The sequence below is a fragment of the Bradyrhizobium sp. LLZ17 genome (genome assembly GCF_041200145.1).
Lineage (GTDB): Bacteria > Pseudomonadota > Alphaproteobacteria > Rhizobiales > Xanthobacteraceae > Bradyrhizobium.
Window position 1 is genome coordinate 193,640 of sequence record NZ_CP165734.1, and the last position, 14,263, is coordinate 207,902.

Genomic DNA, 14,263 nt, shown 5'->3' on the forward strand with positions numbered 1-14,263 from the left:
CGGCAAAGTTGAGGCGGAAATAAGAGAGGATTGCTGCTCCGGGCGCAACCTTTGTCCGGCGGTCGCGCGGACCGCCCGCCTTACCCGGTTGTTGGCATCACCGTTTGCTGGCTTGGCGCAGCGCCCGCTCGCGCTCCATCGGCGTCACCTGGTTGGGCAGGTTGGCCTGCGCGCAGGCCTCCGCCAGCCGCCGGCGCTCCTGCCAGGGCTCGACCACGTTCATCCACAGCTCGCGCGTGCCCATGATGGAGATGGCCAGACCGAACGGGATCACGAAATAAAGGATGCGGAAGACCAGGAGGGTGGCGAGCAACTGCTCGCGGCCGAATTCGGGAAGCGCCACCAGCATGGCGGCGTCGAACACGCCAAGGCTGCCGGGAGCATGGCTGGCGAAGCCCAGCAGGGTTGCCAGGATGAACACCACGGCGAGCGACAGGAAGTCCATCGGCGGGTTGGCCGGTACCAGCAGGTACATCGCCATCGCGCAGAAGCCGAGATCGACCACGCCGATCAGGATCTGCACCAAGGTCAGCGGTGCTGACGGCAGCACCACTTTCCAGCCCTTCTGGCCAAGTTCGCGTCGCTTCTCGCCCGTGCAGAGCCAGACCAGATAAGCGACGATCGAGGCGAGGCCGCCGAGTGCGATCAGCCGGTTGATCGGCGACGGGAGCTGATCCATGTAGGAGGCCGCATCCGGATGGATGACCATGCCGATCGACAGCACGAAGATGTTACCGAGCCAGAAGGTCAGGCCGGAGAGGAAGCAGATCTTGGCGACGTCGATCGCGTTCAGCCCGTAGTCCGAATAGATTCGGAAGCGGATCGCTCCGCCGGTGAACACGGTGGCGCCGATGTTGTGGCCGATCGAATACGACGTGAAGCTGGACAGCGCCGCGATGCGGTACGGTACGTGCTTCTTGCCGATCGTTCGCAGTGCAAAAAAGTCGTAGAAGGTCAGCGTACAAAACGCGAAGAACACGCACATCGCGGCCAGCCCGATATTGCCGCGGGGGATATCGGTCAGCGCCGTCAGGATGACGCCAGTATCGATGCCCTTGAGGGTTCGCAGCAGCGTCGTGACCGCGAAGGCGATGATCATGACGCTCGCCGCGATTCCGACCCGGCGCCAGCCGATCCATCTCTTGAAACCGCGTTTCAGCGCGGGCAGCATTCCGTGCATTCATCCTCCCGGCGGGGGGCAAGACCAAACCGGTCAGGCATTGACTGGTCGGGCGCGACCGCTGCGCCCAAGAGGGCGCCGATCGCTAGGCATGATGTAGCTCATTTAGGGCAAAAACAGCAACTTGTGCAGGCCTTGACAAGGACAGCTTCTGCGCTGGAGCGGGCGTTCCTGTCATACGTGGTTCACACGGCTCGCGCGTTAAGCATCTGAGTCGAGGCCCCGGCCTGGATCGCGCGTCCGTGTGTTGAGATGGTTTCAGATCCTGAAGCCGCAAGCCTTGTTCCGGCGCAAACATGCGGAGTTTTTCTGGAAAGCAAGTCTTTTGTGGAACGGCGGCCGCGCCCGCAGGTTAGCCGAGATCAGCAACCGAACACGGCGAAATGCGGCTCTCGTGCGAGCCGGCGCCGCCGTGTTCCCAAAATCTGCGAGGATTTGGAACGATGGGACTGTTCACAAAAGACATCAAGACCATGAACGACCTGTTCGTGCATCAGCTGCAGGACATCTATTACGCCGAGCAGCAACTCACCAAGGCGCTGCCGAAAATGGCAGACAAGGCCACTGATCCGCAGTTGAAGCAGGGCTTTTTGACGCATCTCGAGGAGACCCGGCAGCACGTCAAGCGTCTCGAGGAAGTGTTCAAGATGCACGGCGCGGAGGTGAAGGCGGTCGATTGCCCGGCGATCGACGGCATCATCGAGGAAGCCAACGAGACCGCTGGGGAAGTCGCCGACAAGACGGTGCTCGACGCCGCCCTGATCAACGCGGCGCAAGCGGCCGAACATTACGAGATCGTGCGCTACGGAAGCCTGATCGCCTGGGCCAAGCAGCTCGGCCGCAACGATTGCGCCAGCGTGCTTGCCAAGACGCTCGAGGAAGAGAAGGCGACGGATAAAAAGCTCACCAGCATCGCCGAGAGCAAGGTCAATCTGCGCGCCGCGAGTTGACGGCGCAAGCTACCCTCTGTGTCTGGAGGCGCCGCGTATCCGCGCGGCGTCTCTTTTTTCTTGTCGGCTCCGTCTAGCCAGATCGGTATTTCAGCCCGAACACCAGCGCAACGGCCGCAAAGACCGCAATCGTCGTGGCGAAGACGAGGCTGGCCACGGTCGAACTGATCAGGGTCGAGAGGATACCGATACCGATGACTGGAAGCGCGTTGCCGAGAAAGCAGCAGATGAAATAGGCCGACACCACTTCGGCACGACGGTCATCCGGTGCGATCTGGTTCACCACCTGCAGGCTGCCGCGATAGCCGAGACCCGCCGCCACACCGCAGGTCGCGGTCGCCACGATCATGACGCCGAGCGATCCCATGAGCTGTGCGGTCACCAGCAGGGCAAGGCTCGGCAACATCAGGCCGAGCGACCATAGCATCGCGGCGCGGCTCGACACCGAGCGCGTCAGGGCAATGACGAGGGCAACGGCGGCGGCAAGCTCGAGGAAGATCATGCCCGCGACCGCGTGGCTGGTGACGTGCAGCTCGCTGGCGAGCACGCTCGGCGCGAGCGCGGCGAAAAAGGCAACGAGGGCCATGGCGCCGAAGCCGGTGACCGCAGGCGCTACGAACCTGGACCGGATCGGCGACGGAACGCCGGCGCGCGGCCGCACCGACACTTGTGCGAAGGAGGTGAGGGGACGATTCACCGTCTCGCGAGCGAAGGCAACAAGGATCGCGACGACGACCAGCACGGCGAGATAGGCGATGAACGGTATTCGCAGCGGAAGCGCGACATATTCGGCAAGCAGGCCGGCGATCAATGCGCCAAGACCAAGGCCGGTGAAGTTCGCGATCGTTGCGATCACGGTGGCGCGGGAGCGGTCCCGTTCGGCGATCAGTTCGGCAAGCCAGGCGGTGCCGGTTCCGGCGCCGAGCCCGATCGCAAGACCGCTCAGCACCCGGGCGACGTAGAGCGAAGCGATTCCGTGTGCGAACAGGAACACGAGGGCGCCCACGATGGCGATGCCGATGGCAATGACCGCGGTGCGCCGCCGCCCGACCTGATCGGACATCCGGCCGAATATCAGGAGCGCGGTCAGGTTTCCGACGACGTAGACGGCATAAATCAGCGTCAACGTGATCTGGGAGAAGCCCAGCTGTTGCTTGTAGATGACGTAGAGTGGGGTTGCGACCGTGCTGCCGGAACAGCACGCCGATCATGCTGGCGACGGAAACGATGGTTGCAGTCTTGCCGAACTCCGATGGTGCGGCCGACGGAACCGAATTGTTGCCAACTCTTGCCATGACTTCGCGACCCTGAAGGGAAGATGTAGAGCCCAACACGAAGCAATCTTGTGACGTTCCCATTCGCTGCGTGCGGACGGGGTTTGCATGTCGCGCAGAGCGAGAGACTTCGACGTTTCAGCTGCAGCATGCGATGCGGCTCTGCAACGAAGCTTCGATCAGAACCGAAGCATGGAACGCAACGGAAGCCTCATGGCAGCGTTCACCCGCGAACATGAGGTGGATCATGCCGGCAGAATTTTTTCAGATGCAATCCTTTCCGAAAGCGTGGAACGCGCGGAGTACGCAAGCTGCGCCCGCGCTGATGCTAACTGCCATGAGCCTCGGTTATGGCGTGGTGCAACTCGACGTCACCATCGTCAACACTGCGCTCGATGCGATGGGCAAAACGCTCGGCGGCGGTGTCGCGGAGCTGCAATGGGTGGTCAGCGCCTACACCATCGCGTTTGCCGCCTTCATCCTGACGGCGGGCGCGCTCGGCGACCGCATCGGCGCCAAGCGCGTCTTCATGGCGGGCTTCGCCATCTTCACGGCGGCATCGCTCGGCTGTGCATTGTCGCCCAATGCCGTCGTGCTGGTCAGCGCGCGGTTGGTCCAGGGCCTGGCCGCGGCGATCCTGGTGCCGAACTCGCTGGCGCTGCTGAACCATGCCTATGCGGACGACCGTGAGCGCGGCCGCGCCGTCGCGGTCTGGGCCGCCGGCGCGAGTCTGGCGCTGACCGCAGGTCCGTTCGTCGGCGGCGCCCTGATCACCCTGGTCGGGTGGCGCGCGATCTTTCTGGTCAATCTTCCGATCGGCCTGGTCGGGCTGTGGTTGAGCTGGCGATACGCGAGCGAGACGACGCGCGCGCCCTCGCGCGAGATCGATCTGCCCGGCCAGCTCGCGGCGATCGGCGCGCTTGGGGCGCTCGCGGGCGCGATCATCGAGGGGGCGCGCTTGGCTGGCGGCATCCGCTCGTGCTCTCGGGCTTCGTGGCGTCTGCCGTGCTGGCCGTGCTGTTCGTCTGGCGGGAAAGCCGCACGGCCCAGCCGATGCTGCCCTTATCGCTGTTCGGTCACCGGCTGTTTACCCTCACCAGCATCGTCGGACTTCTGGTCAACGTCGCGATCTACGGCCTGATCTTCGTGCTCAGCCTGTACTTCCAGAGGATCAACGGCCTGTCGGCATGGTGGACCGGGCTCGCCTTCGTGCCGATGATGGGCGCGGTGCTGCCGATCAACCTGCTGGCGCCGCGCCTGGCCGAGCGTATCGGGGCGTGCCCGACCATCGTGGTCGGCGCCTGCGTGTCGGCGCTCGGTTGCCTCGGCTTGCTCTGGATCGGGGCCGGAACCAGCTATTGGACGATCTGCGCGCAGATGATCGCGATCAGCGGCGGACTGGGTTTGCTGGTGCCGCCCTTGACCTCGACTTTGCTCGGCAGCGTCGAGAAGGCGCGCTCGGGCATCGCCGCCGGCGTATTGAACGCGACGCGCCAAACCGGCAGCGTGCTCGGCGTTGCGCTGTTCGGATCTCTGATCGGGAGCCAAGGCGCGTTCATGCAGGGCCTGCATCTCTCGCTGGCGATTTCGGCCGCCGTGCTGCTGCTGGCCGCTGCGGTGATCGGGTTCGGTGCGCGAACCGGAGATGAACACGAAGGTTGAGCAATATGAATAACGTCACAAATGCTCTGTTCACCATACCCAGAACCGCCGCATAGCTGGTTACCGACTGTCCACCTCTGCCGGTTTTAGTGCGGGTGGAACAGGGGCCGGCAATGTATCAAGTTCTCTACTGTCTCACCGATCAGCATGACTGGCGCCTGGTCGTGCTCGGAGGCGCAGTGTGCCTGCTGGCCAGCGCGGCGGCAATCAGCCTGTTTCACAGGGCGCGTGCGACGCAGGGACCGGGGCGGCTGGTCTGGATCTCCTTGGATGCCGTCGTCAGCGGCTGCGGCATCTGGGCGACGCACTTCATCGCGATGCTCGCCTATGGGCCGGGCAACTCTGGTGCCTACAACATTCCTGTGACCGTCCTCTCTTTGATCTTCGCGATCTCCGTCACCTTCGTGGGACTGAGCATCGCAGTGTCGTCCTTGCGGGCGTCATGGGTGCTGCTCGGCGGTGCCATTGTAGGCGGCGGCGTCGCTGCGATGCATTACACCGGCATGGCGGCGCTGGAGATTTCGGCACGCGTGAACTGGGTCGAAGGCACAGTCATCGCTTCGGTGCTGTTTGGCGTTGTCTTTGGGGCGCTCGCTCTATTCGTCGCTGCGCGACGCGATGACCGCGTCCATGCACTTACCGCGACTGGCCTTCTGACGATCGCCATCGTCACGCATCATTTCACCGCGATGGGCGCCGTGCTGCTGACTCCGGACCCGTCGCTCGCAATTAGCGGGCGGTCGATCCCGCCGGCCTCGATGTCGTTTCTGACCGCCAGCGCCGCAGTCGCGATCATTGCGATCGCGCTGGTTGCGGCGCTGCTCGACCGCCGGGCCAAGGGTGAATTGGGACGCCAGCAGATCGTGCTCGACACCGCGCTACAGAACATGTCGCAGGGGCTGTGCATGTTCGATGCGGAAGGCAAGATCATCCTGTTCAATGAGCGCTATGCGTCGATGTTCCGCCGCTCGCAGATGCAGCTCACTGGCCGCCCGCTCGTGGACGTGTTGAGGGAGGAGCAGGCGAACGGTCAGTGGACAGGTGATCCCGATCAGTTCTTCGCGCGGCTCGTGGCGGACGCGCGCGATGGACGCACCACGACCGACGTCGTGGAGCGGTTCGGCTGCTCGATCCGCGTCGTCAACCAGCCGATGCAGGGCGGCGGTTGGGTCGCAACCTTCGAGGACATCACCGAGTGGCTGGAGGCGCAGGCGAAGATCTCGCACATGGCTCGCCATGACGCGCTGACCAATCTGCCGAATCGCGTGCTGTTTCACGAGGAGCTCGAGCAGGGACTGCGCCGGGCGGGTTCGAACGACCAGCTCGCGGTGCTCTGCCTCGATCTCGATCGTTTCAAGGACATCAACGACTCCCTCGGACATCCGATGGGCGATGCACTGCTGAAGGAAGTCGGCGCCAGGCTGACGGCCACCGTCGGAGAGCACGACACCGTGGCGCGGCTCGGCGGTGACGAGTTCGCCGTGGTCCAGATCGGCCGCTCTGGAGGAAGCTGCCGCGGGAGCTCTTGCTGGCCGACTTGTTGAAGCGATCTCCGCCCCCTACGAGATCGACGACCATCACATCGTGATCGGCGTCTCGATCGGCATTTCACTGTCGCCGCAGGATGCCAGCAATCCGGACGAACTGTTGAAGAACGCCGACCTCGCGCTGTACCGCGCTAAGGCGGACGGCCGCGGTACCTATCGGTTCTTCGAGACCGGCATGGATGCGCGGGCGCAGGCGCGACGCCTGTTGGAAATGGATATGCGCGCGGCGCTGCGGTGCGACGAGTTCCAAGTCTACTATCAACCGATCCGCGATGTCGCGAGCGATCGCGTTGTCGTTTTCGAGGCGCTATTGCGCTGGAATCATCCGCAACGCGGGCTGATCTCGCCCATCAATTTCATTCCGCTGGCGGAGGAGACCGGCCTTATCGTTCAGCTTGGCGAATTCGTGCTGCGCAACGCCTGCGCGGATGCGGCAACCTGGCCGGACGATGTCGATGTCGCCGTCAACCTGTCGCCGGTTCAGTTCAAGAGTCCGAACCTGATCGCAATCGTGACCGAGGCATTGGAGGGATCGGGCCTCGCGGCGCGCCGTCTCGAGCTCGAGATCACGGAATCCGTATTGCTTCAGAACAGCGAGGCGACGCTGACCACCCTGCATGAGCTGCGCGGTATGGGCGTGCGGATCTCGCTCGACGATTTCGGGACAGGCTATTCGTCGCTGAGCTATCTGCGCAGCTTCCCGTTCGATAAGATCAAGATCGACCGCTCGTTCGTATCCGAGCTTGCGACCCGTCAGGATTCCATGGCGATCATCCGCGCCGTAACCGGTCTCGGCCGAAGCCTCGGCATCGTCACGACGGCGGAGGGTGTTGAGACCGACGCGCAGCTCGAACTTCTGCGGCGGGAAGGCTGCACCCAGGTCCAAGGCTTTCTGTTCAGCATGCCACGGCCAGCTTCCGAAGTGGTGTTTATGCTGGAACGCCCGCGACTGCGCGCTTTGGCCTAGGACGATCTAGCCCCGCCGCAGCGCGAAATGCGCGCCGCAGAATGCCATCACCGCACCAAGGCAGAGCGCGGCAAGGCCGGCGAGCACGCCGGAAATGGTCGGGATCGGGCTTGGCGCCGAGGCCGCTTGTCCTGCGCCTGCGAGCAGGAGCACGCCGACCGCGATCAGGAACTGCCGCATTCGCTGCGGAATCTGCCCGGAGACGGCGCTCTGCATCAATGTCGCCGTGAAGTAGCCGCCGGTGAAGCCGACCGTTGCGATCAGCCACCAGGCGATCGCCGCGCCGGTCGGCATGAGCTCGTGTGTATCGGATCGCCACAGACCGCCGAGGTCGAGCCCATAGCGCGCGCCCAGCATGTGCACCGCGAGCGCGAGCAGCACGCCGGCGATGACGGCGGCGCCGAGAATCAGGCGGCGCGGAAAAAGGTCGTCTCGGCCATCCCTCGCTTGTAGGATGGGCGAGGGCGATTGCGCAAGCCGATCGAGAACGGGATTGGCGCGCACGGGATCGATGATCGAAATGCAGGATTCGGAACCTGAGGCCGCTCCAGCCACCAGCTACGCCTATAAGGCGTCGCTGATCGGCTCGGCGCATCGCTTCGAGTTGACCGATGAGGGCCTGTCCTGGCATATCGCCGGCCGTTCGGGCGTGTGGCGCTACGACGAGATCAGCGCGATCCGGCTGTCGTTCCGCCCCGTCTCGATGCAGCAGCACCGGTTTCGCGCCGATGTCAGCCATGCGGGCGGTGGCCGCATCGCGATCCTGTCGACGAGCTGGCAGACAGCGGCGCTGATGGCGCCGCAGGACCGCGGATTTCGCGATTTCCTTGTCGAGCTGCACGCGCGGATGGCGAAGGCCGGCAGCCGCGCCGAGTTGACCGCGGGCCTTGGCCGCAAAACCTATGCGGCCGTGCTCGCATTCCTGGCGGTGCTGGCGGTGGCGATGACGGGGCTGTTGATCCGCGCACTGATGATCGGCGAGTTCGCCGGCGTGCTGTTCATCATCGGATTTGCCGCCCTGTTTGCCTGGCAGGTCGGCGGCTTCGTGCGGCGCAACCGGCCGCAGAGCTACAGCTTCGAGCGCGTGCCGAGGTCCTTGTTGCCTTAGGTGCAATCGGTCGCAATCAAACGTGACTTCGCGCGCCTGCGCGGATGTCGCATCGTGCTGCCATGTCCCTCCTCGATCGCAGTACTCGCCTGCCTACGGCGGATGAGATAACCAGGATCAACCGGACGCATTTGATTGACACGCCGCTCCGGCCGGCCGACCTGTTGTTCTTGTTCGGCACCCGCGAGGACGTTGCGCTGCGCGTCGACACCGCGGTGGGGCTGTGGCGCGCGGGCTATTTCCGCTGGTCGATTGTCAGTGGCGGCGTGACGCCGGGCTCGGAGCAATCCGAATGCACCATCATCAAGGCGGCGATGGTTGCCGCAGGTGTTCCCGCGGACCGCATTCTCGAGGAACATCGCGCGATGAACACCGGCGAGAACGTGATCTTCTCGCTGCCAATCATCGATGCCGCGCTGGGATTGCAAAATGTCCGCAGCGTGATCTGCCTCGGCAACACCTGGACCGCGCGACGTTATCCGATGACGCTGCATCGGCACTGGCCGGAGGTCGAGAAGATGCTGCTCACCGTCGACAGCTTCGCGACACCGCGCGAGCGCTGGCACACGGACGCCGAATTTCGTCGGCGAATCCTGCACGAATGGGACAAGATCGAGTCGTACAAGGCGAGGGGCTTTATCGCGGAGTGGCCGGGGCGCTGATCGACACACGCTTGCTACTCCGTCGAATCGAAATCCTCTTCCTTGGTGCCGAGCAGCGACACGATCGTGCGCAGGCCGGAATCAAACTGCTCGAGCGAGGGCGGGGCGAGCGCGAGGCGGACCGCGTTCGGCGCATGACCATGCGCGATTGCAAAAGTGGAGGACGGCGTCAGCGCGATGCCGCGACGGGCTGCGGCGGCAACAAAAGTCTGCGAGCGCCAATGCGTCGGCAGCGTCAGCCAGAGATGATAGGAGCGCGGATCGGCCGAGAGCTGGTAGCCGGCGAGCAGCCTTGCCGCAGTCTGCTGGCGCCGCGCGGCATCGATGCGTTTCAGCCGCGTCAGTTCGGCGACGGTGCCGTCAGCCATCAGTCGCTGCCCGGACGCGATCGCGTGGCCCGAGGCGATCCAGCCGCCGGTCCGCACTGCGCTCATCACGCTCTCGCGCAGACGCGGTGGCGCGACCAGGATGCCGAGCGCAATGCCCGGCGCGACCTTCTTGGACAGGCTGTCGATCACGATGCACCGATCAGGCCCGAGCGCGGCCAGCGGGGTGTCGTCGGCGAGGAAACCGTAGACGGCGTCTTCGATGATGGTGAGATCGAGCTTTTCGGCGACACGCATGATGTCGGCGCGTCGTGTCGCGTTCATGGTGACGCCGAGCGGGTTCTGGATGATGGGCTGGAGATACAGCGCCGACAGATGCGACTCGCGATGCGCCTTCTGGATCGCGTCGGGCCGCACGCCGTACTCGTCCATCGGGATTGGAACGAGCGTCACGCCGAGCCGCGCGGCGATGCTCTTGATGTAGGGGTAGGTCAGCGCCTCCACGCCGCAGCGGCCGCCGGTGGGAACGAGGGCGACGAGCGCGGCCGCAAGCGATTGCTTGCCATTGGCGGTGAAGACGATCTGCTCGGCCTGCGGTATGAAATCCTTGCGCGCGAGATAGGCGGCGGCGGCATTGCGCGCGCTCTTGGTGCCGGTGCTGGTCGAAACGCGCAACGCGGATTCGAGCGCGTCGACGCGCTCGAGCCCGGCGAGGCTCTTGGCGATCATCGCCCATTGCTGTGGCAGCAGCGGGTAATTGACCTCGAAATTGATGCGCGCATCGCGCGGCTCGCTCACGGCTTCGACTTCGCGCCTGATGTCGCCTGAGATGAAGGTGCCGCGGCCGACCTCGCCGACCACGAGGCCGCGGCGGAGCAACTCCGTATAGACCCGGCTCGCGGTCGAGACCGCAATGCCACGATCATAGGCAAAATTACGCTGCGGCGGCAGCCGGTCGCCGGCCCTTAAGGTACCGTTAGAGATATCCGAGGCAATGGCATCGGCAAGCTTCACGTACTCGAACTTGGACATTATTGCACCGAGAGCAATGTTTCACTTGCTCCGAGTAGTGTACTGGAGCATTTAAGTTCCATCAAGGTCCGCGATTGAGCCGAGGGGAGCGAGAGCAATCCGACGGCAAATGAGGTGCAGGCGCTCACAGCGCGTGCGCCAACGGCATTCCCTTCGCCGCGTGGACAGAAGGCCGGAGAAGAACAATGACCACGATCTCGCAAACTTCGGGGCGGAGTTTACGCCCATCCTCGTCGGGCGGATTTTTTCGCACCTTCGCCAACGTCGCCTATGCGCTGTTCGACCGCCTCGATCAGCGCTCGGCGATCAAGACGCTGAACGAGCTCGACGACCGCGCCTTGCGCGACATCGGGATCACGCGCAGCCAGATCGAGGACGCGGTCTACGGGCAGTTCAAAGCCGAACTGACGCGGTATCTGTAAGCGACTTCCACGCGCATCGCGCCTGACAGGTCCAGGCACGATGACCTCTCAACAGATGTGCGGGCAGGATCAGGCCAGCGCGGCCTGGCCCCACATGCTGCCATAAGCTCGATCGTCCTCGGACTGGTCGGGCTGGCGAGGTCTCGCTGGAGCCCCACGCTGGCGCCGATGGCGGGCATCGCGCCGCTGCATGCGTCCAACGAGGCTGCCGGCGAGGGAGACAATCCGCTCCGACGCCTGCCTGACGACGAAGAGGATCGTCGTGATGCGACTGAGCACGCCGACCAGGAACAGCACCGAGAAAATATCGATATAGGCGAGGAAATCGCCGACCAGCATCAGCTCCGGTGGAATCGGAATGCTGTGATAGTAGGCGGCGATAAGGATGACGACGGGGATGAAGGCAATGACCTTCCGCACCGTCACCCTGTCCAGCAGCGCGGCGAGTTGCACGACCAGCACCTCCCATAGCGCATCGCCGATCGCAAGCGGGACCTCGTAGGTCCATCTCCGCCACCAGTGCTTCACCACATTGCTCCGAGCTCAGTGCCTGACCACCAGCACCGAGCACTTCGCGTAGCGCACCACATGCCCTGCGTTGGAGCCGAGGAAATAGGTGCGCATCGCCGGCCGGTGCGAGGTCATCACGATCAGATCGGCCTTCATGTGAACGGCCTCCTCGAGGATCTCGTGATAGATGCCGCCCTGGCGGACCACGCTGGAAATCCGCGCGGCGTCGATGCCGGATTCACGTGCGACGATGGCGAGCGCCTCTTCCGAGGTCTGGCGCTGCTGCTCGTCGAAATCCGCAGGCACGTATTCGGCCAGCATCACCGGCGTCATCGGCAGTACATTGAGCAGGCGGACCGTGCCGCTCCAGGTCTCCGACAGCGTTGCCGCGGTCGCGATCGCCGGTTTGGCGAGATCAGTGTCGGCGAGGTCGATGGGCACGAGGATGGACTTGAACATCTGCGCCTCCAAATCTTCCAATCAGGTCTTGCCGGCACGTCGCGCGATCATCCCAGTCGAAGCAGCTTGGGGCTGACGAACAGTACCAGTTTGCCGCGGCGGTAGGCCACGTCACCCCAATCCTTCACGTCAAAGTCGAAGATCGCAAGCCCCGCCGTGGGCAGGTTGTCGGCGAGCGCCTTCGCGCCGGCCGGATCGCCGCTGCCGATCAGCATCAGCGCCGCCTCATGCATGCCGGGATTGTGGCCAACCAGCAGCAATTGCCGGGGATTGGCCGGGATGGTTGCAGTGCGAATGGCTTCCAGGATCTGCGCGGGGTCGGCCCCGTAGAGTTCCGGCACGATCTCGACCTGCGGCGCGGCGACGCGGTCCTTCATCGCCTCCCAGGCGATGTCCCAGGTCTGCCGGGCGCGGACGGCGTGCGACACCAGCACGGTTTCGGGGACCGGTGGATGACCGGCGATCCAGTCGCCGATCTCTGCGGCATCCCTCTGGCCACGCTCGTCGAGCCGCCGGTCCTGGTCGCGGCCGCTTGGCGCGTCAGTCTCGGTCTTGGCGTGACGCAGCAGCATCAAACGGCGCATGGCATTCTCGAATCGTTACGCGTCCAGAATAATCTACAGGTCCCGGTTGAGGGCAAGGTGACAAGGGCCTGCACGGTCCTCTAAGAAGAAACGATATGACCGAGACTTTCACAAGCGTGTCCCAGGAAGAAGCCGGCTTTCGCGACCGCACCCGGCTGTCGTTCGATCTCGACGCCGACATCTGCGTGATCGGGGCCGGGCTGGCCGGGCTCTCTATCGCCCTGCAGGCGGCCCGGCTCGGGGCCAGCGTCGCGGTGCTCGAGGGCCGCCACATTGGCTGGAACGCCTCCGGCAACCAACTCGGCACGGTGATGCCGGGCTTTGCGCTGCCGCTCACCGACCTGATCGTGCGCATCGGGTTCGAGGACGCGCGTGAATTATGGACGCTGTCGAAGGAGGGCGCCGAGTTCGTCCGCGCCAACGCCACCGAAGAGAACATGCCGGGCATCGGCCCGAGCAATGGCGTGCTGGAAGTATCCAACGTCGATGCCGGCGACCGGCTGATCAGCCGGTTGCAGATGCTCAATGAGGATTTCGACACCGAGGTCGAGGGCTGGCAGGCCGATCGTGTCCGCACGGTGCTCAAGACCGATCATTACTTCCACGGCGTCTATTATCCGAAGGCATTCCAGCTCGACGGCCGCAAATATGTGCACGGCCTCGCGGCGCTGGCGCGGCGGGCCGGTGCGCGCATCTTCGAGGACACGCCGGTCGTCAGCATCGATTATTCCGGCATTCGCAAGCGCATCGTCACGCCCTCGGCCCGGCTGCGTGCGACCCACATCGTGCTCGCCGGCAACATCCATCTCGGCGCGCCGCTGAAGCGGCTGTCGCAGACGCTGCTGCCGGTCTGGCGCTATGCCGGAATCACCGCGCCGCTCGGTGAGCGCGTCAACGAGTTCATCGCCTTCAAGGGATCGGTGATGGATTCCGACGGCATCGACCATTTCCGTATCGTCGATGGTGACCGGCTGATGTGGCAAAGCCCGGAGACGACCTGGGCGGCACGGCCGCAGCGGTTTGCAGGTAGCGTCAAGCGCAGAATCCGCACGATCTTCCCCCAGCTGGGCAGTGTCGAGATCACCGATACCTTCGGCGGCGCCACCGGCCAGACCGTGCACGGCATGCCGCAGATCGGCCAGTTGCGCAAAGGCCTGTGGGTAGCGAGCGGGTTCGGCCGCCAGGGCATGAACACGTCCGCCATGGCCGGGCAGCTGATCGCACGCAGCATCCTGGCGGGCGACGAGCGTTGGCGGCTGTTCTCGCCATTCGAGCTGGTCTGGGCGGGCGGCGCGACTGGACGGGTTGCGGGCCAGCTGGTCGGGTCTGGGCCAGGGCGAGTTCCGCCGCCGCGGGCTCGCTCGCCCGTTACCGCGAGCGGGCACGGGTCAAGGACAGGGAACGCGAGGCGCGGCTGGCCGAAGCCAACCGGGCTGCCGGCACCGGGCCGCGCCGTCCGCCGCCCGGGGTTCGGCCGCGGCTGGTGCCAGCGCGGCGGACGGGTGAGGGCGAGGAACCCGTCTCCCAAGACCAGGGCGTCTCGCAATAAGTTGAGAAAAATCCCGCCTGGACGTGTAACG

The 14,263-nt window shown here is 64.6% G+C and carries 11 protein-coding genes and 3 pseudogenes; 7 read left to right on the forward strand and 7 right to left on the reverse strand.

What is annotated here, in order from left to right:
- Positions 1–97: 97 nt before the first annotated feature.
- On the reverse strand, positions 98–1,180 hold the full coding sequence (locus AB8Z38_RS00855) for a YbhN family protein (RefSeq protein WP_369722636.1): 1,083 nt from the start codon (positions 1,178–1,180) through the stop codon (positions 98–100).
- Positions 1,181–1,623: 443 nt separating this feature from the next.
- On the opposite strand from AB8Z38_RS00855, the gene AB8Z38_RS00860 reads away from it, so the two are divergent.
- The gene (locus AB8Z38_RS00860; protein WP_369722637.1) at positions 1,624–2,130 is read left to right on the forward strand and encodes a ferritin-like domain-containing protein; all 507 of its coding nucleotides are present in this window, start codon (positions 1,624–1,626) and stop codon (positions 2,128–2,130) included.
- Positions 2,131–2,203: 73 nt separating this feature from the next.
- Here the strand turns inward: AB8Z38_RS00860 and AB8Z38_RS00865 are convergent, their stop codons facing one another.
- A complete protein-coding gene (locus AB8Z38_RS00865; protein ID WP_369726713.1) occupies positions 2,204–3,292 on the reverse strand; it encodes an MFS transporter in 1,089 nt (362 codons plus the stop codon).
- A 380-nt stretch (positions 3,293–3,672) separates the two neighbouring features.
- Here AB8Z38_RS00865 and AB8Z38_RS00870 point away from each other — a divergent pair.
- Both AB8Z38_RS00870 and AB8Z38_RS00875 read left to right on the forward strand, forming a co-directional pair.
- Positions 3,673–5,066: pseudogene (locus AB8Z38_RS00870) on the forward strand (MFS transporter).
- Positions 5,067–5,179: 113 nt separating this feature from the next.
- Positions 5,180–7,580, forward strand: a pseudogene (locus AB8Z38_RS00875) (EAL domain-containing protein).
- 6 nt (positions 7,581–7,586) lie between these two features.
- Here AB8Z38_RS00875 and AB8Z38_RS00880 read toward each other — a convergent pair.
- Complete coding sequence (locus AB8Z38_RS00880) at positions 7,587–8,036, reverse strand: hypothetical protein (protein WP_369726714.1); 450 nt, start codon at positions 8,034–8,036, stop codon at positions 7,587–7,589.
- 64 nt (positions 8,037–8,100) lie between these two features.
- Here AB8Z38_RS00880 and AB8Z38_RS00885 point away from each other — a divergent pair, with 64 nt between their 5' ends.
- Positions 8,101–8,688, forward strand: coding sequence for a hypothetical protein (locus AB8Z38_RS00885; RefSeq protein WP_369722638.1), 588 nt, complete (start codon positions 8,101–8,103; stop codon positions 8,686–8,688).
- A 44-nt stretch (positions 8,689–8,732) separates the two neighbouring features.
- Positions 8,733–9,350 carry a YdcF family protein gene (locus AB8Z38_RS00890; RefSeq protein ID WP_369722639.1) on the forward strand — a complete coding sequence of 206 codons (618 nt, stop codon included), beginning with the start codon at positions 8,733–8,735 and terminating at the stop codon, positions 9,348–9,350.
- Between the two features lie 14 nt (positions 9,351–9,364).
- Here AB8Z38_RS00890 and AB8Z38_RS00895 read toward each other — a convergent pair whose 3' ends face one another.
- Positions 9,365–10,708, reverse strand: a complete 1,344-nt coding sequence (locus AB8Z38_RS00895) for a PLP-dependent aminotransferase family protein (protein ID WP_369722640.1) — start codon at positions 10,706–10,708, stop codon at positions 9,365–9,367.
- A 185-nt stretch (positions 10,709–10,893) separates the two neighbouring features.
- Between AB8Z38_RS00895 and AB8Z38_RS00900 the strand changes: the two genes are divergently transcribed.
- The gene (locus AB8Z38_RS00900; protein ID WP_369722641.1) at positions 10,894–11,130 is read left to right on the forward strand and encodes a DUF1127 domain-containing protein; all 237 of its coding nucleotides are present in this window, start codon (positions 10,894–10,896) and stop codon (positions 11,128–11,130) included.
- Positions 11,131–11,199: 69 nt separating this feature from the next.
- Here the strand turns inward: AB8Z38_RS00900 and AB8Z38_RS00905 are convergent, their stop codons facing one another.
- The 3 genes from AB8Z38_RS00905 to AB8Z38_RS00915 are packed head-to-tail and all read right to left on the reverse strand — an operon-like array spanning position 11,200 to position 12,683.
- A complete protein-coding gene (locus tag AB8Z38_RS00905) occupies positions 11,200–11,658 on the reverse strand; it encodes a hypothetical protein (RefSeq protein WP_369722642.1) in 459 nt (152 codons plus the stop codon).
- A gap of 15 nt (positions 11,659–11,673) precedes the next feature.
- On the reverse strand, positions 11,674–12,099 hold the full coding sequence (locus AB8Z38_RS00910) for a universal stress protein (RefSeq protein ID WP_369722643.1): 426 nt from the start codon (positions 12,097–12,099) through the stop codon (positions 11,674–11,676).
- 47 nt (positions 12,100–12,146) lie between these two features.
- Positions 12,147–12,683, reverse strand: a complete 537-nt coding sequence (locus AB8Z38_RS00915; RefSeq protein ID WP_369722644.1) for a histidine phosphatase family protein — start codon at positions 12,681–12,683, stop codon at positions 12,147–12,149.
- 95 nt (positions 12,684–12,778) lie between these two features.
- Here AB8Z38_RS00915 and AB8Z38_RS00920 point away from each other — a divergent pair.
- A pseudogene (locus AB8Z38_RS00920) lies at positions 12,779–14,232 on the forward strand (NAD(P)/FAD-dependent oxidoreductase).
- The last annotated feature ends 31 nt before the right edge of the window (positions 14,233–14,263 follow it).